The 26,952-nt window shown below is 44.2% G+C and carries 28 protein-coding genes; 23 read left to right on the top strand and 5 right to left on the bottom strand.

Annotation, left to right across the window (positions count from 1 at the left end):
• Positions 1–54 precede the first annotated feature (54 nt).
• Both AC0VYG_RS16205 and AC0VYG_RS16200 read right to left on the bottom strand, forming a co-directional pair.
• Positions 55–1,215: an esterase-like activity of phytase family protein gene (locus tag AC0VYG_RS16205; protein ID WP_475428984.1), complete on the bottom strand. Its 1,161-nt coding sequence runs from the start codon at positions 1,213–1,215 to the stop codon at positions 55–57.
• Between the two features lie 125 nt (positions 1,216–1,340).
• Positions 1,341–2,117, bottom strand: coding sequence for a hypothetical protein (locus AC0VYG_RS16200; protein ID WP_475428983.1), 777 nt, complete (start codon positions 2,115–2,117; stop codon positions 1,341–1,343).
• Between the two features lie 156 nt (positions 2,118–2,273).
• On the opposite strand from AC0VYG_RS16200, the gene AC0VYG_RS16195 reads away from it, so the two are divergent.
• The 3 genes from AC0VYG_RS16195 to AC0VYG_RS16185 all read left to right on the top strand — a co-directional run bounded on the left by AC0VYG_RS16195 (position 2,274) and on the right by AC0VYG_RS16185 (position 3,317).
• Positions 2,274–2,411: a hypothetical protein gene (locus tag AC0VYG_RS16195; RefSeq protein WP_475428982.1), complete on the top strand. Its 138-nt coding sequence runs from the start codon at positions 2,274–2,276 to the stop codon at positions 2,409–2,411.
• A 185-nt stretch (positions 2,412–2,596) separates the two neighbouring features.
• Positions 2,597–2,944 carry a hypothetical protein gene (locus AC0VYG_RS16190; protein ID WP_475428981.1) on the top strand — a complete coding sequence of 116 codons (348 nt, stop codon included), beginning with the start codon at positions 2,597–2,599 and terminating at the stop codon, positions 2,942–2,944.
• Between the two features lie 16 nt (positions 2,945–2,960).
• Positions 2,961–3,317, top strand: coding sequence for a hypothetical protein (locus tag AC0VYG_RS16185; RefSeq protein ID WP_199474968.1), 357 nt, complete (start codon positions 2,961–2,963; stop codon positions 3,315–3,317).
• 4 nt (positions 3,318–3,321) lie between these two features.
• Here the strand turns inward: AC0VYG_RS16185 and AC0VYG_RS16180 are convergent, their stop codons facing one another.
• Entirely contained in the window at positions 3,322–3,675 is a 354-nt protein-coding gene (locus AC0VYG_RS16180) for a YkgJ family cysteine cluster protein (RefSeq protein WP_475428980.1), read from the bottom strand.
• A 189-nt stretch (positions 3,676–3,864) separates the two neighbouring features.
• On the opposite strand from AC0VYG_RS16180, the gene AC0VYG_RS16175 reads away from it, so the two are divergent.
• The 4 genes from AC0VYG_RS16175 (at position 3,865) to AC0VYG_RS16160 (ending at position 9,144) form a co-directional block, all read left to right on the top strand.
• The gene (locus tag AC0VYG_RS16175) at positions 3,865–5,319 is read left to right on the top strand and encodes a phospholipase D-like domain-containing protein (RefSeq protein WP_475428979.1); all 1,455 of its coding nucleotides are present in this window, start codon (positions 3,865–3,867) and stop codon (positions 5,317–5,319) included.
• Between the two features lie 39 nt (positions 5,320–5,358).
• Positions 5,359–6,138, top strand: coding sequence for an endonuclease/exonuclease/phosphatase family protein (locus AC0VYG_RS16170; RefSeq protein ID WP_475428978.1), 780 nt, complete (start codon positions 5,359–5,361; stop codon positions 6,136–6,138).
• Between the two features lie 89 nt (positions 6,139–6,227).
• Complete coding sequence (locus tag AC0VYG_RS16165; RefSeq protein ID WP_475428977.1) at positions 6,228–7,910, top strand: SulP family inorganic anion transporter; 1,683 nt, start codon at positions 6,228–6,230, stop codon at positions 7,908–7,910.
• Positions 7,911–8,244: 334 nt separating this feature from the next.
• A complete protein-coding gene (locus AC0VYG_RS16160) occupies positions 8,245–9,144 on the top strand; it encodes an aspartyl/asparaginyl beta-hydroxylase domain-containing protein (RefSeq protein WP_475428976.1) in 900 nt (299 codons plus the stop codon).
• A gap of 18 nt (positions 9,145–9,162) precedes the next feature.
• Here the strand turns inward: AC0VYG_RS16160 and AC0VYG_RS16155 are convergent, their stop codons facing one another.
• Complete coding sequence (locus AC0VYG_RS16155) at positions 9,163–10,560, bottom strand: DUF2254 domain-containing protein (RefSeq protein WP_475428975.1); 1,398 nt, start codon at positions 10,558–10,560, stop codon at positions 9,163–9,165.
• Positions 10,561–10,598: 38 nt separating this feature from the next.
• Between AC0VYG_RS16155 and AC0VYG_RS16150 the strand changes: the two genes are divergently transcribed.
• Positions 10,599–11,810 carry an IS256 family transposase gene (locus tag AC0VYG_RS16150; RefSeq protein ID WP_475432512.1) on the top strand — a complete coding sequence of 404 codons (1,212 nt, stop codon included), beginning with the start codon at positions 10,599–10,601 and terminating at the stop codon, positions 11,808–11,810.
• 128 nt (positions 11,811–11,938) lie between these two features.
• Here AC0VYG_RS16150 and AC0VYG_RS16145 read toward each other — a convergent pair whose 3' ends face one another.
• Positions 11,939–12,484, bottom strand: coding sequence for a hypothetical protein (locus AC0VYG_RS16145; RefSeq protein ID WP_475428974.1), 546 nt, complete (start codon positions 12,482–12,484; stop codon positions 11,939–11,941).
• Between the two features lie 358 nt (positions 12,485–12,842).
• On the opposite strand from AC0VYG_RS16145, the gene iscR reads away from it, so the two are divergent.
• The 15 genes from iscR to hisS all read left to right on the top strand — a co-directional run bounded on the left by iscR (position 12,843) and on the right by hisS (position 26,914).
• Positions 12,843–13,331 carry a Fe-S cluster assembly transcriptional regulator IscR gene (gene iscR, locus AC0VYG_RS16140; protein ID WP_199474989.1) on the top strand — a complete coding sequence of 163 codons (489 nt, stop codon included), beginning with the start codon at positions 12,843–12,845 and terminating at the stop codon, positions 13,329–13,331.
• Between the two features lie 66 nt (positions 13,332–13,397).
• Complete coding sequence (sufB, locus tag AC0VYG_RS16135) at positions 13,398–14,834, top strand: Fe-S cluster assembly protein SufB (RefSeq protein WP_475428973.1); 1,437 nt, start codon at positions 13,398–13,400, stop codon at positions 14,832–14,834.
• A 13-nt stretch (positions 14,835–14,847) separates the two neighbouring features.
• Positions 14,848–15,633: a Fe-S cluster assembly ATPase SufC gene (gene sufC, locus AC0VYG_RS16130; protein WP_475428972.1), complete on the top strand. Its 786-nt coding sequence runs from the start codon at positions 14,848–14,850 to the stop codon at positions 15,631–15,633.
• Between the two features lie 3 nt (positions 15,634–15,636).
• Positions 15,637–16,896, top strand: a complete 1,260-nt coding sequence (sufD, locus tag AC0VYG_RS16125; RefSeq protein ID WP_475428971.1) for a Fe-S cluster assembly protein SufD — start codon at positions 15,637–15,639, stop codon at positions 16,894–16,896.
• An 11-nt stretch (positions 16,897–16,907) separates the two neighbouring features.
• On the top strand, positions 16,908–18,125 hold the full coding sequence (locus AC0VYG_RS16120) for an aminotransferase class V-fold PLP-dependent enzyme (protein WP_475432553.1): 1,218 nt from the start codon (positions 16,908–16,910) through the stop codon (positions 18,123–18,125).
• Positions 18,126–18,134: 9 nt separating this feature from the next.
• Positions 18,135–18,485, top strand: a complete 351-nt coding sequence (locus AC0VYG_RS16115; RefSeq protein ID WP_067014341.1) for a HesB/IscA family protein — start codon at positions 18,135–18,137, stop codon at positions 18,483–18,485.
• Between the two features lie 3 nt (positions 18,486–18,488).
• Positions 18,489–19,019 carry a putative Fe-S cluster assembly protein SufT gene (sufT, locus tag AC0VYG_RS16110; protein WP_475428970.1) on the top strand — a complete coding sequence of 177 codons (531 nt, stop codon included), beginning with the start codon at positions 18,489–18,491 and terminating at the stop codon, positions 19,017–19,019.
• 117 nt (positions 19,020–19,136) lie between these two features.
• Positions 19,137–19,562, top strand: a complete 426-nt coding sequence (locus tag AC0VYG_RS16105) for a SufE family protein (protein WP_475428969.1) — start codon at positions 19,137–19,139, stop codon at positions 19,560–19,562.
• A gap of 64 nt (positions 19,563–19,626) precedes the next feature.
• A complete protein-coding gene (locus AC0VYG_RS16100) occupies positions 19,627–20,772 on the top strand; it encodes an IscS subfamily cysteine desulfurase (protein WP_475428968.1) in 1,146 nt (381 codons plus the stop codon).
• Between the two features lie 184 nt (positions 20,773–20,956).
• Entirely contained in the window at positions 20,957–21,364 is a 408-nt protein-coding gene (gene ndk, locus AC0VYG_RS16095; RefSeq protein WP_067014352.1) for a nucleoside-diphosphate kinase, read from the top strand.
• 142 nt (positions 21,365–21,506) lie between these two features.
• Positions 21,507–22,619, top strand: a complete 1,113-nt coding sequence (gene rlmN, locus AC0VYG_RS16090; RefSeq protein WP_475428967.1) for a dual-specificity RNA methyltransferase RlmN — start codon at positions 21,507–21,509, stop codon at positions 22,617–22,619.
• A gap of 74 nt (positions 22,620–22,693) precedes the next feature.
• Positions 22,694–23,422 (top strand): hypothetical protein, encoded by a 729-nt coding sequence (locus tag AC0VYG_RS16085; RefSeq protein ID WP_475428966.1) that lies wholly within the window; start codon positions 22,694–22,696, stop codon positions 23,420–23,422.
• A 1-nt stretch (position 23,423) separates the two neighbouring features.
• Positions 23,424–24,509 carry a RodZ domain-containing protein gene (locus AC0VYG_RS16080; RefSeq protein ID WP_475428965.1) on the top strand — a complete coding sequence of 362 codons (1,086 nt, stop codon included), beginning with the start codon at positions 23,424–23,426 and terminating at the stop codon, positions 24,507–24,509.
• Between the two features lie 8 nt (positions 24,510–24,517).
• Positions 24,518–25,630 (top strand): flavodoxin-dependent (E)-4-hydroxy-3-methylbut-2-enyl-diphosphate synthase, encoded by a 1,113-nt coding sequence (gene ispG / locus AC0VYG_RS16075; protein WP_475428964.1) that lies wholly within the window; start codon positions 24,518–24,520, stop codon positions 25,628–25,630.
• A 9-nt stretch (positions 25,631–25,639) separates the two neighbouring features.
• Positions 25,640–26,914 carry a histidine--tRNA ligase gene (gene hisS / locus AC0VYG_RS16070; protein WP_475428963.1) on the top strand — a complete coding sequence of 425 codons (1,275 nt, stop codon included), beginning with the start codon at positions 25,640–25,642 and terminating at the stop codon, positions 26,912–26,914.
• Positions 26,915–26,952 lie beyond the last annotated feature (38 nt).

Below are 26,952 nucleotides of genomic sequence, written 5' to 3'. Positions count from 1 at the left end.
TCGCTTAATCCGCCATAATGGCCTCGCGTCGAAGGGAGAAAAACGCTTTGCTTGTTAGTTCTCCGATAGATCGCTGCCAGGACGTTTTAGTACTTTAAAGGCTAGAAACTGATTGGTTTCATGTTTATTAAAGTTATTATCTGCCTCAATAATCAACACTTCCTGACCTGTTTTCGTTTTGCCAATGGTAATGCCTTCTAGATTATCTGGCTTAATCCCTAGAGCACGAATGTTGAGAACTAGGGTTTTGCGAACCGGGACGATACGTTGTTTGCTGTGGATTAAGGAGGCGATGTTAGATACATCGGTGGCGCCACGAATGTCCACCAAAAACAGCTTAGCATAATTGCCGACGCCCTCAGCCCAACCACGCTCTAGTGCTAGGTAGTGGGTGTTATCTAGAGCATAAATTTCCGATACTCCATTATCATTTCCCCCCTTGGCTGTTGCTGCCGCTTGAGGAATAGGGCTGACAGGATAAACATACTCTGCTTTAGGTTTACCTGTTTGAGCATCGTAGCGAATAATTCGAGCGAGACTACCATGCAATAGACTGGAAATAGGACCATCTTGGTAGAGAGCGGTTTCCATGCCAATCAAAATGTCACCGTCGGGCAAGATGGTGGAACCTTCAAAAGCGAGATTATCCCGAATACCAGAGTGATGATCCTTGGTCGGTGCAAAGCCTTTAGGCAGAGTAAACTCCCTTATAAAGCGGCCATTCATATCGGCGATGCGAACAAAAGGTGGCATGCCATGGCTACCCCAGCCTTCACTTGTCCAAAGGACTTTACCATGGAATACTCGGATAGATTCAGAGTCTGCCATCATTTTGCCAAATGGTTTGCCCTGTTTATTGAGGAGTGTGGTGGATTTGAGGATATGAACCGCTTTAAGACCCTCTTTGGCAAAATCCAGACTCAGAGTATAAAAACGAGTAGGTCCCTTTTCTGATCGGTCATCGGAAATGGCAATATAATGGCCCGTTTTGGGGTCATAGTCGATCCCAGAGAGTCCACCGACTTCTACATTCTGAAAAAACGTGTCAGTTGGTACATCCACTTCACCAAAATAAGACAGTTCAAACCCATTTGAGCATTCTCCAAAGGGGCAAGGCGTGTTGATTTTAGTGCCTATTTCAAGTGCTTGGGCCGTCATAGCGGAGCTAAGCAGTAGACCGAAAAACACGGTGTGGAACAATTGTTTTTTCATCATTAAATCTCGACTCATGCCAGTGAAAGAGGGAGGAAATCAAGAACACCCTAATACAGTGTAGTCATTTGTCTTGTCAGATTTATGACTCGCATTTTATTGTATGAGGAGAATGAAAGATTTTCGCCTCAAAAAGACAGTAATAAACCGACACCCCATTCGGTCGAGTTATTATCCGGCTCAACATATACTTTTCCACCGCTTATTCCCGTGTTTGATTGCTTTACATCCCAATGTTTGTAAAAAGGTTGGATCGTTACGGCGGTTATATTGGAGAGGGCTCTCGTAAAATCGAGGCTCATCCTGTAGCCAGATCCACTATTTTGTTTGAAGTGAAGGTCATTTTTGCCTGGAATATAGCCTAAATAGGTATGATTTCTACCAGCGATAAAATAATCGTATTCCAATCTAGCGCCAAGACGCCAATTTCCACTTAGGACACCATTTTGAATCTCAATACCTATTGGGCTGTACCAGTACACCTGTTCTCGTTCATAGCCAATATGATTGGTTGTTGTGATCATGCCTTTGGAGTTATCGTTTAAATTACGATAGCCCAAACCAATGTAAGGGGTGACTCTGTAACCAGACTGAAGATATAAGTCACGGCCCAACATGCCTCGCACTTCTAATATGCTGTCTGGTATGTTGTTCAACTTTCCGCTACCGTCGTAATCCACATCGCCTTCTGAATACATTAGGTCTAGCAAGATAGCCCGGTCATTGTTGCGCAGAGAAATTTGCCCCTTCAAACCTGTCATCAGGCCTTTTTCTGTCATAACACTAGGTTCTTTATAAGTAATAGACGAGGCATAAATACCGAGTTTTACGTCGTGGCTAGCACTCGCAGCAAATGTATAAGAACTCATTCCCAACAACATCAAAGCAACAACTTTTGTACCCATAGCGCACTCTACTTTTGTGATAGACAACTCATCATATAACAAACAGTTAGAGTATACATTTCGTTTTGAATTGTCATAAGACTAATTTATATACGATAGGGTATCGCTCACTGGGTGAGTGGAGACATCCGAATGAGGTTTGACCAAGACGGCATAATGAATCAGTTACTCGTGACTAAGACGGGAGCGTTTTCTAGGAATAAGATAGATGAACTGTGTGCGCTTTTCGATACGCAACCTGAAGCCAGGGAGTTAGACGAATCGTTGGGCATGATTCAAGCGGTATTAGCCTGATAATGAGTCAAATCATCCTTTGAAATAAGGAGCATTTGGGATGATAATCATCCGGTTACTGATTCAGCTATTCGTAATGATCTAATGTTTAAGAAACACTTGGAAGCGCCTTTGGTCATTTATTCTCTATTGTGCTAATTCGTGCTTTGTGCATTTAACTCTTTGGATTCCTAGGAGAATTCAAAATGGCCGTTTTTTCACTTGTCTTTATCTTTTTGGGTGAGTTGTTGGTGATTTATTCAGAACTTGCTGTTTCCCATAAGTTTCAGACTGAAAATAGTCAACACAGATTACTGTTCCTGCTCGCCATGATATTGCTAATGGCCGCTGCTGGGAGCTTATTGCTGTTGGGGTTTATGGTTGGCATTGAAGAATACAAATCCATCTGGGTGGTTAATGTTATATCCACATCCTTGGTTATCATTATTGAGCCCATTATTGCCTACGGTATATATCGCTATGCACCAGATTCCGCCACCAAAAAATCCTTGGTGTTTGCTGTACTCGGCCTTTTAAGTGCCATGCTGCTTTAATATAAGGATATTTCCAATGTTTGGAAAAATAGTTGCTTCTTTGATTTTGATCGTGGGCGAAAGCGCTTTTGTGTTTGCCGAAATGAATGCCGCACACCAGCTTGCCATACATCAAGATACTTTTTTCGATATCTTTTTTGATAACTTACCCATCATTTTGGTGGGAGGTATTCTAGTACTATTGGGATATTCCTATGGCATCAAAGCGTTTGAGTCTATCTGGCTCGTTGTGGTTGTCTCCATCTTTGGCATGCTGCTCGTTGAGCCAATTATTGCCTATTCTTTATTCAGAACACTGCCTGAGCTTGGTGCCATTATCGGGATGATTTTTTCTTTTATTGGCTGTATTTATACTTTTAAAAGTGAACACTGAAAGGTTACACCAGTACTTGTCGTGTATTCGCTATATAGTGGTGGACCTGAGCTTCAATGTCAGGGTCGATCATGGTGTCAGGGCGACAGTGGTTTGGACAAGCCAGATGTGGCGTTGTGCCGAAAAGTCGACAAATCAGTGGGCGTTCGTCGTAAACTTCGCAGCCATTGGGCCCCAGGTGTACGCAGTTAAAATCGGCTAAGGCAGCGTTGTGTTCGGCTTCTGTTTTGACGGGAAGGCGCGACATTTCTTCCGAGGACGCGGTGATGGGGCCACAGCAGTCATGACAGCCCGGTTTGCATGCAAACGAAGGGATGTTCTCGCGTAGTTTGGCTATAATATTGCGGTTATTTGTCATCGTATTATCATCCGTTTTGCCGTTCTTTATGGGTCTAATTTCGGGCCTAACCCCGTGCTTTGTGATTGTTTTATAAAGTGCTTTATCCATTTGACTAATCGTGTAACTTATCACTATAAAGGATATGATAGAAGTCGCTGATGTTCGCGATATGGATGGTTTAGCTGGATACTATTTGAGTTGAGGTTTATGCATATATTTGAGGTGTTGTTTAGTTGGGTTGGTTTACATTTAGTCACAATCATTGTTGTTTTGCATGTCGGTTTATCGATTATAACATCACTGCATGTTCTTTTGTTTAAGGAGAACGAACGCACATCACTGGCTTGGATTGGCCTTGTTATATTATCACCCGTTGTGGGCAGCTTGTTCTATTGGCTGTTTGGGATCAATCGTATCAAGCGTTTGGCGCGAAAGGAGCACCCGCAAACCCTTAAACAAGATTTTCGTCCAGAAGAAAAGACGGTGGATTTTCACCAACTCCCGAAAAATTGGCATTCCGCCATTATTGCTGGATATGCCATTCACTCTGTTAATTATGTCGCGGGTAACAGGGTGGTGCCACTCATCAATGGGGATATGGCTTATCCGGCGATGATTGAGTCCATTGATCGTGCACAGCGTCATATTGTTTTATCCAGTTATATTTTTGATTATGACTCTCTTGGTCATCAATTTGTCGATGCATTAGCCAAAGCCCATGAACGAGGTGTCATCGTCAATGTGCTGTTGGATGGTGTGGGCATTGGTTACAGTTGGCATAAGTCTGATAGAGCCCTAAAAAAACGCGGGGTTAAAACCGCTCGTTTTTTGCCGGCCATTTCACTCACCAGTACGCGATTTATTAACTTAAGGAATCACCGAAAAATATTGTGTGTCGATGGGGAGGAGGCTTACATTGGCGGCATGAATGTCAGTAAAGACAACTTGGTTTCGTCGTCTAAGCACCCCATTGATGACATCCATTTTAAAGTGACAGGCCCTGTTATCGATCAAATTAGCCAAGTGTTCATCGAAGATTGGTTCTTTGCGACGGGTAAGTTAATTGAATTTCCTTCGTATCGTTCAGACGCGCAGACGTCCATGGTCGATAAATCTGTTTTTGCCCGAGTGGTTCAAGATGGGCCAGATGAATACCATGATAGAATACATTGGACGTTAATCAGCGCACTCGGTTGTGCGCAAAAAAGCGTTAAGATTATGACACCCTATTTTATTCCAGACCAAACGCTGATGACGTCTCTTCATGCGGTCGCATTACGTGGTGTCTCAGTCGAAATTATTGTGCCTGAACACAGTAATATTCCGTTTATTGATTGGGTAATGGAAGCGAATTTTTCTCGAATCATGGAGCATGGAATACAAATTTATAAAAATAAGCGGCCTTTTGATCATAGTAAAATTGTGATGATTGACGATATATGGTCGTTTATAGGTTCGACAAACTGGGATGCCAGAAGTTTAGAGTTTAACTTCGAAATTAATTTAGAGTGTTTTGATGCAGGGCTAAATAAGCAGTTAACGGAGTTCTTTCTGGAAAAGAAACAGAACGCGTCTCTGGTTACTGAGAGCGATGTTAGGGCTGTGCCGAATTATAAAAAAGTTCGAAATAATTTGGTTCGTTTGTTCTCGCCTTACCTGTGAGACATGGCTAGCACGATTCTTAATAAGGGCGAATATTCCATGATGAAAAGTCGTTATCGAAAAATAGAATCCCTAAAGATAATGGGGAGCGCATCGAAAGCAGTAATGGGGCCAAACGTTGATGTGTTGTTATGGAATATTTTTAAGTGCCGCAAAGAGGGGTGGCAGGAAGACTTCCAGACACTCATTCATGACAAAGATTTGGTACTCTTGCAAGAAGCCGTTTTTAATTCTCCATTCGATGTGATATTTAGTCAGTCAACTCAGCATCAATGGATTATGGCGCGCAGTTTTAAAAATCTGCAAACCAGTGTTGAAACAGGTATTAAAACCGGATCATCCGTCACCGCCAATAAATATTTTTGTTCTGCTTCTCCCTACAGTGAGCCCATAACAAGAACCAAAAAGATGTTATTGGCGACTGAGTATCCGATTGCCAGCGTCGATAAGTCTTGTAATGAGCTTCCATTGCTGGTGGTGAATACTCACATTATCAACTTTGTGTCTTTGAAAAAATTTAAAACCCATTTGGATCAAGTTTTTCAAGTTTTGAGAAATCATAATGGTCCGATTATATTGGCTGGCGATTTTAATACTTGGAATAGAAAGAGGTTGGCATATTTTAATGAGCTTGCGATCTCGCTTTTTTTAGAAGAAGTCAAGTTGGTTCGTCATCCACGACTAAGCCATTTTTTTAAACATCTTGATCATGTTTATTGCCGTGGCTTAGAGGTGGTGGATGTGCATGTGCATAGCGATATTCACTCATCGGATCATTTTCCCATTAGCCTGTCGCTAAAAACGGTATCGTCCAGATAAAACCAGAAAACGGTAATTAACCGAGAGGCGGCGATAACGTAAATGAGAATAGCAATTTAATACGGCAGATTGTCAAGAAGACTATTGGTATGGCAATGAGCAATAAGCATTATCGTTTTTTTCAAGGTGTATTACCGCTCAAGTGGGCTCAGTTTCCTCAAAATGTTATGGCGGGTTTAACGCTAGCCGCCCTTGCTATCCCTGAAGTGATGGGGTACACGCAAATTGCAGGCGTGCCTGTGGTGACAGGGCTCTACACTATGTTATTGCCGATGTTTTTGTTCGCTCTGTTTGGCTCGTCTCGTCAACTGGTGGTCGGGGCGGATTCCGCAACCGCTGCGATGTTGGCGACGGCGTTAGCTGGGTTAGCCGTGGTGGGGTCACCAGAGTATTTGGCGTTGGCTGGAGTATTGGCCTTAATGGTTGGCGTTATGTTGCTGGTTGCTCGTGTGTTTAATTTGGGAATGTTGGCTAATTTTTTGTCGAGAACGGTACTCATTGGTTTTCTAACCGGGGTAGGCATCCAGGTCTCTTTAGGTCAAATTGCGGGAATGCTAGGCGTGCCATCAGGCGGGATGGGGAACTTGTTCCACACTCTAGTTCACTGGCAGGAACTGGAAATCGCTAACATTGATAACATGGTTATTGCTATCGCGACCTTGGTGGTGATCATCAGCTTACGACAACTGTCTAGACGTGTCCCTGGAGCTTTGATTGCCGTTATCACTGCTATACTGGTCAGTTGGTTGTTTAATTTACAGCAATACGGGATTCAATCTCTTGGAGCGGTTCCCAGTGGTTTGCCACGCTTGACATGGCCTGATGTCGGTCTTAGTTGGCAGACATTTGAGACACTTATTCCACCTGCTTTTGCTATGTTCATTGTCATTATCGCGCAGAGTGCGGCGACATCTAGAGCTTATGCTGCTCGGCATGGAGAAACGGTCAACGATAATGATGATTTAATCGGGCTGGGAGCTGCCAATATCGGTGCGGCTCTTTCTGGATCGTTTGTGGTCAATGGTAGTCCTACCAAAACCCAAATGGTAGATAGTGCAGGAGGGCGTAGCCAGCTGGCCCATTTAATTACGGCGGCGATCGTGACCCTCGTATTATTACTACTCACTGCTCCCTTAACTTATTTACCCCAAGCGACTTTGTCTGCGGTGGTGTTTCTAATCGGCATTGAGTTGATCGATATAAAGGGAATGCGCAGTATCTTATCTGAACGCCCTTGGGAGTTTTGGGTTGCCTTGATTACCACATTGGTTGTTGTTTTATGGGGAGTTGAGCAGGGGATTTTACTCGCCATTGTTCTCTCTTTATTGGTTCATACTCGTCATGGCTATCAGCCACACAATAGTATAATTGTCCCCTCTAATGGCGGCCGTTGGCGTGCGGTGACATTGGATAAAAACGCACAATTAACGCCAGGATTGCTTGTTTATCGTTTTACCCACAGCATGTATTACGCTAATGCGTCATATATGCGTCACCAGGTCATGTATTTGGTCAGTCAGGCGAAGCCATCACTGCAATGGTTTTGTATTGATGCCGGAGCAGTGGATGATGTCGATTTTACGTCAGCAAAAACATTGTTATCCTTGCATGAAGCGTTGCAAGCGCAAGCAATACATTTGGTATTTGCTGATGTTGCAGACAATGTACGGAGGGAGTTGGATCGTTCTGGTATCACTCAGTTAGTTGGTGCTGAGGCCTACTACGAGACGGTGGCCGATGTTGTTGATGCATTTCAAAAACACGTCAAGTAATCCCTCCCTTCTCACCTTCCCATTTTGGTATGAACGAGCGACGAGAGACAACTTTGTAACAAATAAGCTTTTCTTTGCTTATTTTGATCAGAAGGGCATTATTCTGAGAATAACAGCGAGTTTTGCCTAAAAGGTCATCTTGTCACTTTCTATTTTTCATTTTTTTTTCTTTTTTCTATCTGGCTTTGATTTCGATCTGTCCTCAAACTACGCCGACAAGTATTGATTTTAAAAAAGAAGTATTAAAAAATATAATTTTTGATATGAATTTATTTAATATCTTTTCCTCTTAAGTTAAGTTTTTCGCTTATTTATCGTATTGAAGGATGATGTCATGGGATTGGCCGTTTTACTGATTTTCATATTATGTGGAGTCTATGTACAAAATCGTGGGGTTGTGCAGCATCAGAGATTGAAACGGAAAATTACTGACCATTCAAATCTGTTAGCCCCCATTAATTGCTTGTTTTACTTGTTTTCACGAGTAAAAAAAACACCTTATATTAGTGTTAATGAGTTCCCAGAGCTTAAGGTTGTCGATGAAAACTGGCAGATGATCCGTGATGAAGCATTAAAGCTCAATGAGGCAGCGCAAATCAAAGCTTCTGATGATTTGGATGACCTAGGTTTTAACTCCTTCTTTCGCACCGGGTGGAAGCGTTTTTATTTGAAGTGGTATGGTACCGACCTGAAGTCCGCTATGGAGCTTTGTCCTAAAACGGTTGAGCTTTTGTCGGGTATTCCAAGTGTGAAAGGGGGCATGTTTGCCATGTTGCCACCTGGGGCAAGATTGGGTGAGCATAGAGATCCGTATGCTGGGTCTTTTCGTTATCATCTCGGGTTGGTAACCCCTAACTCCGACGATTGTTACATTGTGGTGGATGGTGAAAAATATTCATGGCGAGATGGTGAATCCGTTATGTTTGATGAAACCTATATTCATCATGCTGAGAATAAAACAGACCATAATAGAATCGTGCTTTTTCTCGATGTCAAACGTCCGGTGACTTTCTTTTTAGTGGATTGGTTCAACCAATTTTTGTCTTATACATTATTGGCAGCCTCCGCCACTAAAAACGTCAAAGGGGATAAAGTCGGTGTTTTAAATAAAGCGTTCCACTATTTATTCAAAGCACGTAATTGGGTGAGAAAGTTAAAAGGCGTTAACAAACCTCTATACTATTTTGTTCAATACGGTTTGTATATTGGCTTAATTTATCTGTTGTTTTTTTAATGGCTTGTCAGTGGAGGCCTAATCATCACCTAGGCCTCTTGTTTCTCTTTGGGTTGCTAATAGCCTATCTAGGTGTTGCAGCCGATGAGTGACTTCTTTTTTATCTAAATCGATTAGCGATCGCTGTTTTAGTCCGTGCTCAATCATGTGCTTTTGGTGGTCGATAAAAAACCAATGGCTTGAATGGTTTGCTTGCTCTGCAATATGAATCAACCCTTCTAATTGGCGTAAACTGATGGCCAGACAAGTTTGCGAGTATTGGCGTATCTGATCAAAGGCAATGCTGGCCAGGTTATGGAATGAGGTGACTTTATAGTGTACGCGTTCAAGGTTATCTTCGTCACAGGCATAGCCTTTTGGAAAGGTTTTTTGTGTCATATCACATAAGGTGGCGGTGAGCTTATCCACACAGGCGATGGCTGAATAAGGGTCATTAATACCCGGGGAAAGGGCTCTTAGGGCAATCTCGACAAGCTGGTGAATGGCGAATTCGGGGTCTTGGATTGGGGTTCGTTTCGCACCAAAAGTAAAGCAGCGGTGAAGGGCTTGTTCGTCTTCTTTTGATAGATAGGGCAGATAACATTTCATGGTTACCATGCGCTTGACCACAAAATCACCCTGTTTCACAACGATCTCGATATAACCATCAAGCTCTTTCATTATTTTGCACAGACAAGCATAATTAATGGTTTGAATATAGCCGCACTTATCGCTTTTTAGCTGAATGGCGTCAGCTAGATTAACTATCGCTTTTTGATCGTCTGTTTTGGCTTGTTCTCTTGTTGGTTGGTGTTGCTTGCTCTCAGTGTTTTCATCTTCTTTTTGTTGGTCAAATATTTTCTCAAGTGTGCGCTGTAACTCTAAATGAACGTTATCAATGACATTGTCTGATTGCAGGTTTTGCGACACATGATGAATAAAATAAATCAGTAGCAGTATGCCGTATAGTGTCATAAGCATGGCACCTGCGATGGTGAGCCCCGGGAGATAATCGCCATTGGCAAAGTGGTCAGTCATGCGTACCAGAACAAGGCAGTAGACAAAGAGTGCGATAAATGTTCCCAGTACCAGTTGGGTGCTGGTGTCGTCCATGAAGTTACGAATAAGTCTTGGCCCAAACTGGGATGACGCGGTGGTAAGTGCCACAATGGTGATGGAGAACGTGATGCTGACGACGGTCATGATGCTACCAGCTATGCTGGTTAGTAGACTGCGAGTAATGTCGGCGTCAGCATGGTATAAAAAATGTAGCCAGCGGATCGAATGGAGCCCTGAATAGAGGTCAATGCATAGCAATATCACGCAACAGGACATCGTTAATAGTAAAATCAGACAAGGTGTAAACCAGAAGCTGGTTTTAACGGTGTCGTAGCTTTTTAGCGAGACTGTAACTAATTTTGTGTAACTGCCTACCACAACATATTCTATTAAGAATTAAGGATAGGTAGATGCAAATGAACAAAAAAGAACTTGAAGCGTTCGCAAAAGAAGCCGCCAAGGGAATTAAAACGCCTGAGGATCTCAACGAATTTAGCCAAATGCTGAAGAAGATTACCGTTGAAGCGGCATTGAATGCAGAAATGGATGACCATCTGGGTTACGAGAGACATCAAAAGTCCACCTCAACCAATAGTCGTAATGGCAAGAATAGCAAGCGTATTAAGACGGAAGATGGTGAGTTTGAACTGGATACGCCTCGTGACCGAGAAGGCTCTTTTGAACCCAAGCTGGTCAAAAAACACCAATCCCGATTCACTTCTATGGACGATAAAATCCTGTGGCTCTATGCGCAAGGCATGAGTACCCGAGACATCGTCAATGCCTTCGATGAATGGTATGGTGCCGAGATATCTCCAACACTGGTATCACGCGTTACCAATGCGGTCATTGAGCAAGTGACTGAATGGCAAGCACGCCCTTTGGATGCCATCTACCCCATTGTGTATCTTGATTGTATTGTGTTGAAAATCCGCCAAGATAAACGCGTCATCAATAAATCGATCTTCTTGGCACTCGGTATCAACACTGAAGGTCATAAAGAACTCATGGGCATGTGGATTGCGGAGAACGAAGGTGCGAAGTTCTGGCTCAACGTCCTCACTGAGCTTCAGCAGCGCGGCGTAGAAGATATTCTCATCGCTTGTGTTGATGGTCTAAAAGGCTTCCCAGAAGCCATCAATGCTGTTTTCCCACAAACTAACATCCAACTGTGCATCGTACACATGGTACGCAACTCATTGAAATATGTATCATGGAAAGACTATAAAGCAGTGACGGCGGATTTAAAGCAAGTTTACCGCTCCGCAACGGAAGAAGAAGCCTTGCTAGAGTTAGATCGTTTCGGCGACATCTGGGACGATCAATACCCGCAAATTACCAAATCATGGCGCAATCACTGGCATCACCTCAATACGTTGTTTAATTACCCTGACGATATCCGAAAAGCGATCTACACAACGAATGCGATTGAGTCCCTGAACAGTGTTATCCGTAGAGCCATTAAAAAACGTAAAGTCTTCCCAAGCGATGATTCTGCGAGGAAAATGGTATACCTTGCCATTAAAGAAGCCAGTAAGAAATGGACGATGCCAATTCAGAACTGGCGCCAAGCAATGAGTCGATTTATTATTGAGTTCGAGGAGCGTCTCGAAAAGCACCTTAACTAAATGGCAGTTACACAGAATCTGTTACAGGGTCCTTTTTAGCAGTTGCGTATCTTTTATAAAGAATGTCAAATGGCACGACCTTGTCTCAAGTTTGAATGTATTTTAGCGAATTTGCATGTATTAATGCGCTACTGGCTTTTTTCGTTGGGTTCACCTGTTTTTAGTAGTTTCAATAAGTCCTCTCGCTCAAGGCTGCCTTTTAGCGCGAGGTCCAGTTGGTACTGGTACTGCTCGTTCCATTTTTTTAGTTCAGGGGTGTTGTCTTGGAGTTGCTTGGTTAAATCACTCATCGAGGCTTTTAGTACTTTTAAGAAGGCTTGAATGTTATCTTCTTGATTGATTAGGATATTCTTTAATGCCGTGGCACTGCTGTGCCTTAGGTACAGTTTCAGAATGTCGTTCTCAGCCTTCATAGCTTTTAGCTTTTCATTTTGACTGTCGATGGTTTGCTGAAACGTCGCTAATTCTTTAGCTACATCTTTATCTTCCGTTGCGCTGCTTTGCTTTGCTTCCTTGGGAGCAAGAAAGAAAGTGATGCCTGCTGAAGTGCCAACGCTAACAAGAAAGCAGAGCAAGAAGCCAAAGATGAGCTTTTTACTCTTTTTTTTAGTGGGTTCCTCTGGGGCGGTTGTATCTTTATCTTTGTCTTTTGCTTTGTTAGTGGATGTTGCCATCTTAACTCCTACGACTTCTGTATTAGGTGCAAAGTCATTTTATCTGACATTTATTTCTTATTATGCTGTTTTCATACCTTGTATATCGGTACTTTGCGCAATTTCTTAAAGTCTAGCTTTATTCTTGCTCATTTTTATGAACTTTTGGCGATATAAATAGTGAAATGATGAGTATTCCTTGAGTGAAGGTTTTGTTTTTTTGGCGTGCAACGTAAAATATGCCCGTTTTAATTATTAGAATGAATTCGTTTTTTGTCGTTGAAAAATAACCAAGTAAAATAGTCAGGTAAATACTTGATCAAAACAGTAGGTTTTGTGTACTATCTGTTGTGAATACACAGTCTTAATTGGATAGCTTATGCGCTTGACAACAAAAGGTCGTTACGCTGTAACCGCCATGCTCGATCTGGCGTTACATTCAGATCATGGTCCCGTGTCGTTATCAGATATTTCAAATCGGCAAGGCATTTCACTGTCATACTTAGAGCAGCTTTTTGCCAAGCTTCGAAAGCAATCTTTGGTGTCCAGCGTTAGGGGGCCAGGTGGCGGCTACCGCTTAAGCCGTTCCTTAGGGGAAATTTTTGTCGCACAAATTGTTGATGCGGTAAATGAGTCCGTTGACGCGACAGGTTGCAAAGGCAAAAGTGATTGTCAGGGTGGAAATACCTGTTTAACGCATCATCTTTGGTGTGATTTAAGCGATCAAATACACGATTTCTTAAGCCAAATTAGCTTAGAACAATTGGTTTTGCGCAATGATGTTCGAGAGGTTGCTCGACGTCAGAATGCCGAAAGCATTAAAAATTGTTCTGAGAATGACAAAATTAGTGCCGCTCTTGTTGGCTAGGGTAGCGTAGACATTAGTGAATGATGTGGTAACTCATATCTATTCCGATAAATAGTGAGTGTTAATATGACTGAGCAGATAGATAAGGCGCTGGCGCGAGAATACGAAGCCGGGTTTGTGTCTGATGTAGAATCAGAAACCTTTATGCCTGGTTTGGATGAAGACGTTATCCGCCGTATTTCAGCAATGAAAAATGAGCCTGAATGGATGCTCGAATGGCGTCTCAGCGCATTTCGTGAGTGGTTAGCAATGGAAGAGCCCGATTGGGCGTTGGTGGATTATCCTAAGATCAATTTTCAATCCATCTCTTACTATTCCGCTCCAAAGAGCATGCAGGACAAGCCTAAATCTCTAGACGAAGTAGACCCAGAGTTGCTGCGGACTTATGAAAAACTTGGTATTCCTCTGGTTGAGCAACAGATGTTAGCGGGCGTCGCGGTAGATGCCGTGTTTGACTCTGTGTCTGTGGTTACCACGTTTCGTGAAAAGCTAGAAGAAGCGGGCGTGATTTTTTGTTCCATTTCTGAAGCACTGCACAAGTACCCTGATCTTGTTAGAAAATACATCGGTAGTGTGGTACCGAAAAAAGACAACTACTACGCGGCATTGAATTGTGCTGTTTTTACCGATGGCTCGTTTGTCTATATTCCTAAGGGCACTCGTTGTCCAATGGAGTTGTCTACTTATTTCCGTATCAATGAGCAGAATACGGGGCAATTTGAGCGTACCTTGATTGTTGCGGATGAAGGCAGCCATGTAAGTTACCTTGAAGGCTGTACTGCACCACAGCGTGATGAAAACCAGTTGCATGCCGCCGTGGTTGAGTTAGTGGCTCTGGATAATGCGGAGATTAAATATTCCACGGTTCAGAACTGGTATCCAGGGGATGAGAACGGCAAAGGCGGCATTTATAACTTTGTCACCAAACGTGGTATTTGTCATACCAACGCGAAAATTTCCTGGACTCAGGTTGAGACAGGATCATCGGTTACTTGGAAGTACCCAAGCTGTATTCTCAAAGGGGATAACAGTGTAGGGGAGTTTTACTCGGTCGCTTTAACGCGTGGTCGCCAACAGGCGGACACCGGTACCAAGATGATTCACCTTGGTAAAAACACGAGATCCACCATCATTTCCAAAGGCATCTCAGCGGGTAGAAGTAATAATAGCTACCGTGGTCTTGTGCGAATGAACCCTGGGGCTCAAGGGGCACGTAATTATACTCAATGTGACTCTTTATTGATTGGTGATCAGTGTGGTGCGCACACTTTTCCTTACGTAGAAAGTCGAAATCCATCCGCTATTGTTGAGCATGAAGCCACTACCTCTAAAGTGAGTGACGAGCAGTTATTCTTGTGCCGTCAGCGTGGTCTGGATCCTGAAAAAGCTGTGTCCATGATTGTGAACGGTTTCTGTAAGGAAGTATTTAAAGAATTACCCATGGAATTTGCCGTTGAAGCGGGCAAGTTACTAGAAATAAGCCTCGAAGGCTCTGTAGGTTAAGGAATTATTAGTGATGTCAAACACAAAGAGTTTGTTGACGATAAAAGATTTGCACGCCAGCGTAGAAGAAAAGCAGATTATTAAAGGCTTGAGCTTAGATATTAAGCCCGGTGAAGTACATGCCATTATGGGCCCGAACGGTGCGGGTAAAAGTACCTTAGGTTATGTATTGTCTGGCCGTGATGGTTACCATGTTGAAAGCGGCAGTGTGGCCCTTGATGGTGATGATTTACTGGCAATGGAAACCGAAGAGCGTGCTCGTGCCGGTTTATTCTTAGCCTTCCAATACCCAGTGGAAATCCCAGGCGTCAGCAACTTGGAATTCTTGAAGGCGGCGGTTGATGCGCAACGACAGGCTCGCGGAGAGGACCCCGTTACCTCAGCAGATTTTCTGAAAGAAGCCAAAGCCGCTTGTAAACAGGTAAACCTGCCTGTGGCCTTCTTGAAGCGTGGCGTGAACGAAGGATTTTCCGGCGGCGAGAAAAAGCGTAACGAACTCATGCAAATGTTGCTGTTGAAACCAAAGCTTTGCATCTTGGATGAAACCGATTCGGGTTTGGATATCGATGCCCTTCAAGTGGTAGCAGAAGGGGTAAACAGCCAGCGTTCTGATGACCGTAGCTTTATTGTCGTAACTCACTATCAGCGTCTTTTGGATTATATCAAACCTGACTTCGTGCATGTTTTGTCAGGTGGCAAAATTGTCAAGAGTGGCGATGCTTCTTTAGCGCTTGAGTTAGAGGCGCAAGGTTATGCTTGGCTACAGAATGAGCCAGCTGAAGACGAACTTGAGGGGTAATGCATGAGTGAATGGTTAGAAAGTGCCATTGCTCGAGCGCAAGGTATTAATGACTGGCTTGCTCCAAAACGAGCTAATGCACTGGATCTTCTTGCCAATAGCCAATGGCCAACACGTAAAACAGAAGCATGGCGTTATACACCGCTTCGTCCGGTTGAGCGTACGCAAGCCAAAGCGTTAACTGAATATGTCGATTTAGCGCCGATAGCCATTGCGGATTTGTCTGCCATTGAATTGGTCTTTGTGAACGGTCAATTTGATCCGTCCCAATTAGCCAAAACGCTGCCTGATGGCGTGTCCATTGCCTTAGGTCGTGATTTGGACTCAACAAAACAAACGGATGCCCTGAATGCTTTTTCAACCATTAAGCCACAGCGACATCTTTTTGGTTTGGTTAACGATGCTTTAGCACAAGATGTGGTGATTGTGACGGTTGCAGAAGGTGTTGAGGTTGCCGAGCCCATTCGTATTAGCTCTTTACTGAGCCAAGGTGCGGAATCTCATACGCGAGTTCAGGTATCAGTGGGCGCTGGTGCTCGATTAACGGTGATTGAAGATGTGCAGGCCCAAGGTGACAGCTTAAATACCGCATTTGTTGAGTACAATGTCGCTGCAAAGGCTCACTTAGAACATTATCGCTTTGCTTTGCAGACAGGAACCAATGTTGCCATCGGTGGGAGTCATTTTAACCTGCATGACCATGCCAAAATGCGCAGCTCGATTGTTGCTTTTGGTAGTGATTTATCGCGTTTAGACACGGATATTATTCATGCGGGCGAGTATGCGGACGCTAAGCTCAATGCCATGTATTTACTCGACAATAAAGAGCTTTTTGATCTGCATGCTACTGTCGAACATGCCATGGCGAACGGTACGACACAAGAAAACGTCCGTGGCATTGTCGCAGATCGTGCTCGCGCGGTATTTAATGGCCGTATCCATATTCACCGAGATGCGCAGAAAACGTCGGCGGAGCTGAATAACCGTAACTTGTTGATGTCGGATAAAGCAGAAATTAACACCAAACCAGAGTTGGAAATTTACGCAGACGACGTGAAGTGTGCCCACGGGGCCACGGTTGCTGAGATCGACAAGCAAGCACTTTATTACTTGGAAACTCGTGGTATAAGTCGCTCAAAAGCGCAAGTGATGCTGAACTTTGGTTTTATTAATGAGTTGATAGATTTAATGCCCAATGCGGCGTTAGCGGAGTGGGTTCGCCCGATTATTCGTGAACGTTTTGCGCAAATGGACGTGGAATAAGCGAGAAAATGATGAGTTTTGATGTAGCAGCTATTCGTGAGCAGTTTCCCATATTAAAACGTGAAATTGACGGTAATCCACTCATTTATCTCGATAACGCGGCCACGACACAAAAGCCGCAGTGCGTGATCGACGCTTTGGTGGAGTATTACACGACTTGTAACTCCAATGTGCATCGTGGTGCCCATCGACTTGCGGATGAAGCAACGCGCCATTTTGAAGCGGCGCGAGACATCGTAAAAGACTTTATCAATGCGCCAAAACGCGAAGAAGTGGTTTGGACAACGGGCACTACTGAGGGTATTAACATCATTGCCAACGGTTTGGGGGCTTTGTTGTCGCCTGGTGATGAAGTGATTGCAACAGGAATGGATCACCATGCTAACCTAGTGACGTGGCAGCAGGCATGTAAAGCCTCTGGTGCGACGCTGAAAACGGTGCCAGTGCTTGATTCAGGTGAATTAGATTTAGTCGCTTACCAGGCGTTGCTAAACGACCATACTAAGTTCGTCGCTTTCCCCCATGTGTCGAATGCATTAGGTACGGTAAACCCTATCAAAGAAATGACCGCTAAAGCCAAGCAGGTCGGTGCGCTGGTTTTGGTGGATGGGGCGCAAGGTGCTGCTCATCGTAAGGTCGATGTACAAGATATTGGTTGTGATTTTTATGTCTTTTCAGGGCATAAAATTTATGGGCCAATGGGCATTGGTGCTTTGTGGGGGAAAGAGTCTGTTCTCGCTGAGTGGCCTGTTTGGCGCACTGGTGGTGAGATGATTTCTACTGTGACGTTGCAAGACGCGACGTGGAATGTGTTGCCTTATCGTTTTGAAGCGGGTACGCCAAATGTGGGGGATGCTATTGCCATGGGCGAAGCCATTCGTTGGTTAAGTGCGCTGGACAGGGATGCAGTAGAGGCTCATGAAAAAGCCTTGTTAGATCACGCGACGGCACTTGCTGAACAGTTTGAAGGTCTGACCATTATAGGCAAAGCGAAAGACAAAGTGGGCGTGCTGAGCTTTGTGATGAATCACGGGCATCCTGCGGATATCGGCTTTTTGCTGGATCGACAAGGTATCGCTGTGCGAACGGGTGATCATTGTGCTCAGCCTTTAATGGCGCGTTTTAATGTGCCTGGTACGGCAAGAGTGTCGTTCTCGATTTATAATACATTAGAAGAAGTTGATGCCTTATTTGCAGCGCTGAAAAAAGTGCGCAGCATGTTGGCTTAGGAGGTTTTGATGACAGCAACTACCTTTGATCCTGTCTCTAGCGTGTCTTTAACCGCTTCTGCGCAGAAATATTTTGCCTCTAAATTAGCTAAGCAACCTGGCAAGTTGATTCGATTGAGCACGAAAGAAAGTGGCTGTACTGGCTTTTCTTATGTGTTGGATATTGTCGAAGGAGCGTCTGATAGTGATGACGTGCTGACCTTTGGTGATGTGATTTTTGCCGTCGATTCAGAATCCGCTCAAATGCTTAGGGGTACAGAAATTGACTTGGTTCGTGAAGGTGTGAACGAAGTTGTTAAATTTAATAATCCAAACGTTGTGGCTGAATGCGGCTGTGGCGAAAGCTTCAGTGTGAGCTAATAGATGCAGAAAATGGTAGTAACCCAGCGTGCTTGTCCAGCACGTAGAGTACCCAGCGGTGAGTCGGTTAGTATTCCAGAAGGGCAATTTATTACGATTAACCAAAGTCTTGGTGGTAACTATACCGTCACTTGGCAGGGTAATATGTTGCGCATTGATGGAACCGATGCGGAGGCCATTGGGCAACAGCCAGAAGTGCTTGAGTTTGATGATCTAGGCACGGATCAGATTAATGAAGATCAGGTTTGGCAAGCCTTGGATACCATATACGATCCTGAGATACCTATCAGTTTGGTATCACTGGGTTTGGTGTATAAGGTTGAATTGGATCAACAGAACAAAACGGTTTTGATTGATATGACGCTAACGGCACCGGGTTGTGGAATGGGACCCGTATTGGTGGGTGATGTGAAATATCGTGTTGCCAAAGTGCCGAATGTCGAAGCAGTTAAAGTGGATTTAGTGTTCGATCCGCCTTGGTCGCGAGAGATGATGAGTGAAGAAGCGCAACTAGAAGCGGGTCTTTTCTTCTAGTTAGTGGCTTTTTGATAGCTTCGGTCGAGAATCAAAATCTAATACAATAAGAAACGGCCTTGGATGTTACTAAGCGCCGTTTTTGTTTTTGTGGCCTTGATAAAAAAGAGGGGAGTCATGTCCTTACCTAGTACAGAAGATATTGTGGACGATCTGTCGTTTTTTGACGATTGGGAAGATAAGTACAAGTATATTATTGATTTAGGTAAGTCTTTGCCTGCGTTTGATGCGGCGTGGCATACCTCTGAGCGCTTGGTGAAAGGTTGTCAAAGCAACGTATGGATTCAGCCAGGTACCGAGCAAGATCCACACCAGGGTGAAGTGCTCACCTTTGCTGTCGACAGTGATGCTATTATTGTGCGTGGTTTACTTGGCGTGGTCTTAGCGGCATTCAACCGTAAAACGCCGCAAGATATTTTGGATTTTAATATTGATGAGTATTTTGCTCAGCTGGATCTTGAGCGTCATTTGAGTCCTACTCGCGGTAATGGTTTGCGTTCTATTGTGGGTCGTATAAAAAGTATCGCGCAAGCGGCGGCTTAGTGTTGTTTTGATCGACTCTTGTTTGCTAAAAGAAATCGATTTTATTTTTATTGGAGAGCTTTAAATGAACACCCCAGTCTATCTAGATAATTCAGCGACCACGCCTGTTGATCCAAGAGTGGCTGAAAAAATGATGGCGTGTTTAACTCAGGATGGCAATTTTGGGAACCCAGCTTCTCGCTCTCATCTCTTTGGTTGGCGTGCAGAAGAAGCGGTAGAGGAAGCAAGGCAGCAAGTATCCAGCTTGATTGGTGCGGACGCTCGGGAAATTGTTTGGACATCCGGTGCAACGGAAGCGAATAACTTGGCTTTGAAAGGTGTGGCTCATGCGTATCGCCAAAAAGGCCGCCATATTATTACCTCCATGATTGAACATAAAGCGGTACTGGACCCTTGTAAGCAGCTTGAAAAAGAAGGGTTCGAGGTGACCTATTTAAAACCCGATGTACATGGCGTTATTTCGTCGGATCAAGTTGCGGGCGCTCTCAGAGAAGATACTATTCTCGTGTCTCTGATGCATGGTAATAACGAGTTGGGTGTATTAACAGACATCGCGGCTATCGGTGAATTGACTCGTAAAAATGGTGTGTTTTTGCATGTGGATGCGGCTCAAACCACGGGGAAGGTGGCGATTGATGTGAACGCGATGAAGGTTGATCTAATGTCTCTTACGGCCCATAAAACCTATGGTCCAAAGGGGATTGGTGCTTTATTCGTACGTCGCTCACCAAAAGTGAAACTAGAGGCGCAAATCCATGGCGGTGGTCATGAGCGAGGCATGCGTTCTGGAACCTTGGCAACCCATCAAATTGTTGGAATGGGGGAGGCATTTCGTCTGGCGAATGAAGAGATGGCGCAAGACTGTGCTCGAATCCAAGCTTTGCGGGAGCGTTTATGGTCGTCCCTAAGTGAAATCTCTGGTGTGCATCTTAATGGCGATTCAGCTAACCGTGTCGCTGGAGTGCTCAATGTGGGGTTTTCTGGGGTAGATGGAGAAGTGTTGTTGATGTCATTAACGGACATCGCCGTGTCATCTGGGTCTGCCTGCACCTCTGCGAGCTTAGAGCCCTCATATGTGTTACGAGCCATTGGTTTGCCAGATGCTTTGGCTCACAGTTCATTACGTTTGTCTGTGGGGCGCTTTACCACGGAAGAAGAAGTGGACTTTGCGGCGGAGACAATTAAAAAGGCCGTTACAGCGCTTAGATAGGGCTTTTTTGCTGTAAAAGTGTATTTTTTGTTGAGAATTGCAAAAGAATCGTGTGTTGAGCATACAATTTTAACAAAGAGATGCGTATAATCCACGCGCTGAAACTTTTATGTCTTGGGCCATGGCTGTTATGGCTTTTGTCAAATTAGCCATCGTCCTTTTGAATTTATTTTGGAGTTATATCATGGCGTTAGAACGCACTCTATCTATCATCAAGCCAGATGCGGTTGCGAAAAACGTAATCGGTGAAATCTACACTCGTTTTGAGCGTGCTGGTCTTAAAATTGTTGAAGCGAAAATGGTTCAACTAGACGACGAATTGGCTGGCGGTTTCTACGCTGAGCACAAAGAGCGTCCTTTCTATAAAGATTTGGTTGCGTTCATGACATCTGGTCCTGTTGTTGTATCCGTTCTTGAAGGTGAAAATGCCGTACTTCGTCACCGTGAACTAATGGGAGCGACGAATCCTAAAGAAGCTGCCGCGGGTACTCTGCGTGCAGATTACGCAGAATCTATCGATGCAAACGCGGTTCACGGTTCTGACTCTGTAGAATCAGCGGCTCGTGAAGTTGCTTACTTCTTTGGTAAGTAATTGATCGCTTGCCCGATCTGATTGCTTAAAGCGGGCATTAGCCCGCTTTTTTACAGATATACAGAGGCTTCTGAAAAGCGTTTTCTTTTCAGAAGCTTTTTTCGTTTACACTAAATGCTATTCGTAGCAAGCGATATTTATTATGACTGACAGCAAAAAAGTAAACCTATTAGGTTTATCCCCTGAAAAACTGATTGCCTTCTTTGAGTCCATTGGCGAGAAGAAGTTTCGTGCGACTCAAGTGATGAAATGGATTCATCAAAAAGGGGCGGAAAGCTTCGAAGAGATGACGGATGTCAGCAAAGCATTACGAGCGAAACTGGAAACGATTTGCGAGATTCGGGCGCCAGAAGTCGTTACGCAAAATATTTCTAGCGATGGTACCCGTAAATGGATCATTCGTACCGAAGGCGGCAAGAACGATTGTGTAGAGACAGTGCTTATTCCTGATGGAGATCGAGCGACGTTATGTGTGTCTTCTCAGGTGGGCTGTTCTTTGGATTGCAGTTTTTGCTCGACTGGCAAACAAGGTTTTAATCGTAATTTGACGCCAGCTGAGATCATTGGTCAGGTTTGGATTGCGATAAAATCTTTTGGCCCGATGGATCCTAATGGCCCTCGTCGTGTAACCAACGTGGTCATGATGGGGATGGGGGAACCTCTGATGAACTTTGAGCCTGTTGTAGATGCGATGATCTTGATGATGCACGATAACGCTTATGGGCTATCGAAGCGCCGTGTGACCTTGAGTACTTCCGGTGTGGTACCTAAAATCTACGAGTTAGTTAAACGTACCGATGTGTCGTTGGCGATTTCTCTACACGCACCGAATGATACGTTGCGTAATGAGTTGGTGCCGATCAACAAAAAGTATCCCATTGCGCAATTGCTGGAAGCATGTCAGCATTATTTAGCCAATCTGCCAGATAAACGTCATATCACCATCGAATACACTTTGATGTCTGGGGTGAACGATAATGAAGAGCAAGCGTATGAGTTAGTCGCGTTACTGGAAGAGCTGGAATGTAAGGTTAACTTGATTCCGTTTAACCCATTCCCTCACTCTGGTTATGAAAAACCCTCTAACAATCGTACCCGTCGTTTTCAGAAAATTCTGGCAGATGCCGGCTACACGGTAACGGTTCGAACCACCCGTGGCGATGATATTGATGCGGCTTGTGGTCAATTGGTTGGGGATTTTCAGGATAAAACGCGCCGTAGTCAAAAATACATTGAGTTACGTGAAGTGAAGTAATGGGCTAAGGTGCTAGGTTGTTTCTTTTGAGAGACAACGGGTAAATAAATATCATTGTAGACAAGGATGTCTTAATGAAGATAATACGAATGATCTGTCTTTTCGTGGTGTGTTGGGTGATGATTGGCTGTGCTTATCAGCGTACCGATAATGTATTGTCAGATATCTCTGATGAACGCCGATTGGATCTTGCTCAAGCGCATATATTGTTAGGGCAGTTTGCGTTGAGCAAAGCTCAGCTCGATCAGGTGTCAAAAGCACATCAAGGTAGGAATTACTGGCGTTTAAGAAGTCTTTACTGGTTTAATGCTGGAAAAGAAAGTAAGGCGTTAGCTGAGCATGAGAAGGCCTTGTCTTTGTATCCAGACGATGACTTTATCTTAAATAATTATGGTGTTTTATTAGGTAAAGAAAATCACTGGAAAAAAGCATGCCACGAGTTCAAAAAGGCCAGTTTAGGCGGCTATTCCGCTCGACAATCCGTGTGGATTAATTTGTCTCGGTGTGAGCTAAGTCAGTTTGACGTAAAATTATCTGAAAAGGACTTAAATAGAGCAAAAGAAATTGATGATTTGCCTCTGATAGGTTTGATGACAGAGCTTAATCTTGTTTTAATACGGGGTAACCTTAGTAAGGCTCGCCTAATCTTAAATAATATCCAGGCTGACACAAAACACGCCACCAATAGCGTGTATTTTGATGAATATAACTGTCTGTCGCGGCAAGTGATCGCACGCGAGACTGACCCTACAATTTATTCATCTGCGAGCACTTTGACCTGCCTGGATCGCTCAAGGTATTGATATGACAACTGAATTCCAAGCTGACGTTCCAAATGTAGAAAAGAGTCAAATTGAAAAGCCCACTGTTGATATCAACATAGGTAATCGATTAAAAGCAAGACGTGCTGAGCGTGGCTTTGATGAAAGAGAAGTGGCGACCGAACTTAAGATACCAATTGATCAAGTACGGGCACTTGAGTCCAATAACTTTGCTTACTTCCGTTCTAAAACATTTGCGCGTGGCTATTTGAAAGCTTATTGCCGTTTTCTTGAAATGGATCAAACTGAGATATTGATCGCATTCGATGCGATGCAGCCTGGTGTTGAAACGACGATTAGACCCGTTGATAAGGTCATTAACAAACAGACCAAGTTTGGTGATCCTATTGTTATGTTGGTTTCCGCCGTTATTATTGCAGTATTGATATTCTTGGCGGTCTGGTGGCCAAGTTTCTCCAGTAAACATTCTGCTGCGATAGATAAAAACCCTCCAGTGGCAGACTCTTCTCAAGCGAACACTCCTTCTCAAGGAAAGGCCTCTTCTCCTTTGGTGAGTGGCCCCCCACCAGCTCTTGATCCTCTTAATGAACAAGATGTGGACAGTGATACGGCTTCCAAGACGGGAGACACCGATATCTCGCAATCAAAAGCGGCAGCAGCAAGCGCTGCGGATGAGTCTGTCGATGCAAAGGTTCACACTCAAAAGGACGATGGTGTGACGACAGGAATGTCTGCTGAAACCATTGCTTTGCTTGAAAATTCAGGCGTGAATGCGAAAAAGGTTGAGCAAGAAACAAAAGCCGTAGCGACTGCGGATCTATCACAACCCTCTGCTAATGGCGAACTTGCGAAGCCTGCACCGACCTATACCAATGATATTGAAGCGACCTTTGATGCCGATTGCTGGGTAGAGGTACGCGATAGCACGGGTAAGATTTTATACTCTGGCGTGAAAAACGCAGGGGATAAGTTGGATCTAACTGGCACGCCTCCTTACCACGTTGTGTTGGGGTATGCTAGGGGCGTTACCTCTTTTGATTATAGAGGTAAGCCTTTCGACTTTTCTTCTTATACACATAAAGACCTGGCTCGTTTTGAGCTCAAGTAGAGAATATTATGCATTTTGAATCACCTATTAAGCGCCGTCAGTCTCGTCAGATTATGGTGGGTAATGTACCTGTTGGAGGTGGTGCTCCAATTAGTGTACAAAGTATGACGAATACAGAAACCTGTGATGTAGCGGCGACCGTTGCACAGATTCGTGCGATTACCGAGGCTGGCGCAGACATTGTTCGTGTCTCCATTCCCTCTATGGATGCGGCTGAAGCGTTTAAAAACATTCGTGAACAGGTATCGATTCCTTTAGTTGCTGACATTCATTTTGATTACAAAATTGCCTTGAAAGTCGCCGAATACGGTGTGGACTGTTTGCGTATTAACCCAGGTAATATTGGCAATAAAGATCGTATTCGCGCTGTGGTGGATTGTGCCCGTGATAAAAACATCCCTATTCGTATTGGTGTGAATGCTGGCTCATTAGAAAAAGATCTACAGAAAAAATACGGTGAACCAACAGCCGATGCCTTAGTTGAATCGGCTTTTCGTCAACTGCAATATTTTGATGAGCTGGATTTTCATGAGTACAAGCTCAGCTTAAAAGCGTCTGATGTCTTTATGACGGTTGCGGCTTACCGTAAGATTGCCGCACAAATCGATAACCCGTTACATTTAGGGATTACCGAAGCCGGTGGGTTACGCTCAGGCACGGTAAAATCCTCCATCGGTCTTGGTCTGCTGTTAATGGACGGTATTGGTGATACGCTGCGTGTTTCGTTAGCGGCTGATCCAGTGCAGGAAATTAAAGTCGGTTGGGATATGTTGCGCAGTCTTAAATTGCGTAATCGTGGCATTAACTTTATTGCCTGCCCAAGCTGCTCTCGGCAAAACTTTGATGTCATCAAAACGATGAATCAATTAGAGGAGCGCTTAGACGACATTACTATTCCCATGGATGTGGCCGTGATTGGTTGTGTTGTTAACGGCCCAGGAGAGGCCAAAGAGGCGGATCTAGGTTTGGCTGGTGGCACACCCAATAATTTGGTTTATACCGATGGTAAGCCCAGTGGTAAAGTAAAAAATGAGACACTTGTTGATGAACTGGAAAGAATGATTCGTCAGAAAGCTGTCGCAAAAGAACGTGAACTTGCAAATATTATCGCAAAAGATTAAGGAACCACCGTGGCTCGTAAAATTCAAGCGCTCAGGGGAATGAATGATATTTTACCTGGTCAATCCTCTGTTTGGCAGTATTTAGAAAATGTTGTTGCCGACGTTGCTAAATCCTATGGTTATCAGCAAATCCGTTTTCCTATCGTAGAAAATACCGACCTCTTTAAACGTGGTGTAGGAGAAGCGACGGATATTGTTGAAAAAGAAATGTACACATTCGAAGACCGTAACGGTGAGTCATTAACGTTGCGGCCAGAAGGGACGGCTAGCTGTGTACGTGCAGCGGATCAGGCTGGTCTCTTATTCAATCAAGTTCAGCGTCTGTGGTACACGGGCCCGATGTTCCGCTATGAACGACCACAGAAAGGTCGTTATCGCCAGTTTTATCAAATAGGACTGGAGTGTTTTGGCATGAGCAGTGCCGATATCGACGCGGAATTGATTGTCTTATTAGCCTGTTTATGGAAAAAACTGGGGCTGTTGGAGCATGTGGAATTACAGCTCAATACCATTGGCGAGTCATCGGAGCGTGAAGCGTATAAAACGGCGCTTGTGGAATATTTGACGGGCTTTAAAGATCAGTTGGATGAAGATAGTCAGCGTCGCTTATTCACTAACCCAATGCGTATCCTTGATTCGAAAGATGCCAATACGCAAGCCATATTAGATAAGGCTCCAAGCCTTGAAGAGTTCATTGGTGAAGAGTCGAGAGCGCACTTTGATCGTTTGCAGAGTTTGTTGACGGCCAATGGTGTGTCTTTTGTGATCAATCGCCGCTTGGTTCGAGGGTTAGACTACTACAGCAAAACGGTATTTGAGTGGGTGACGACGCATCTAGGGGCGCAAGCAACGGTCTGTGGTGGAGGCCGTTATGATGGTTTGGTTGAGCTCTTGGGCGGCAAGCCGACACCTGCAGTAGGTTTCGCTATGGGGATAGAGCGTTTGGTTTTATTGCTGGAAACGCTTGATTTGGTTCCAGAGGAAGCGAAACCATCGGTCGATCTATTTATTGTGAGCTTTGGAGAGGATGCCGAGGTGCGTTCCTTTGTGCTAGCGGAAGAGATTCGCTCACATACCAATGATCTTGTCGTGCTGCGTCATTGTGGCGGTGGTAATTTTAAAAACCAAATGAAAAAGGCCAATAATTCTGGTGCACGCTTTACTGTCATCTTAGGACAAGATGAAGTGGATCAAGGTATTTGCCAAATAAAAGATATGCAAACGGGTGAGCAGGAGACTTGTTCATTCGATTCAGTCGTTGCTTATATTAATACAAAATTCTAATCGATAACCGTACCGCGCCTATTTTCGGCGTGTTGAAT

Source organism: Marinomonas sp. 63XJN7_7_ISO-PGPR-S23-202, from assembly GCF_056173505.1.
The sequence above is the reverse complement of the archived record's forward strand: the minus strand, read 5'-3'. Positions and strand labels throughout refer to the sequence as shown.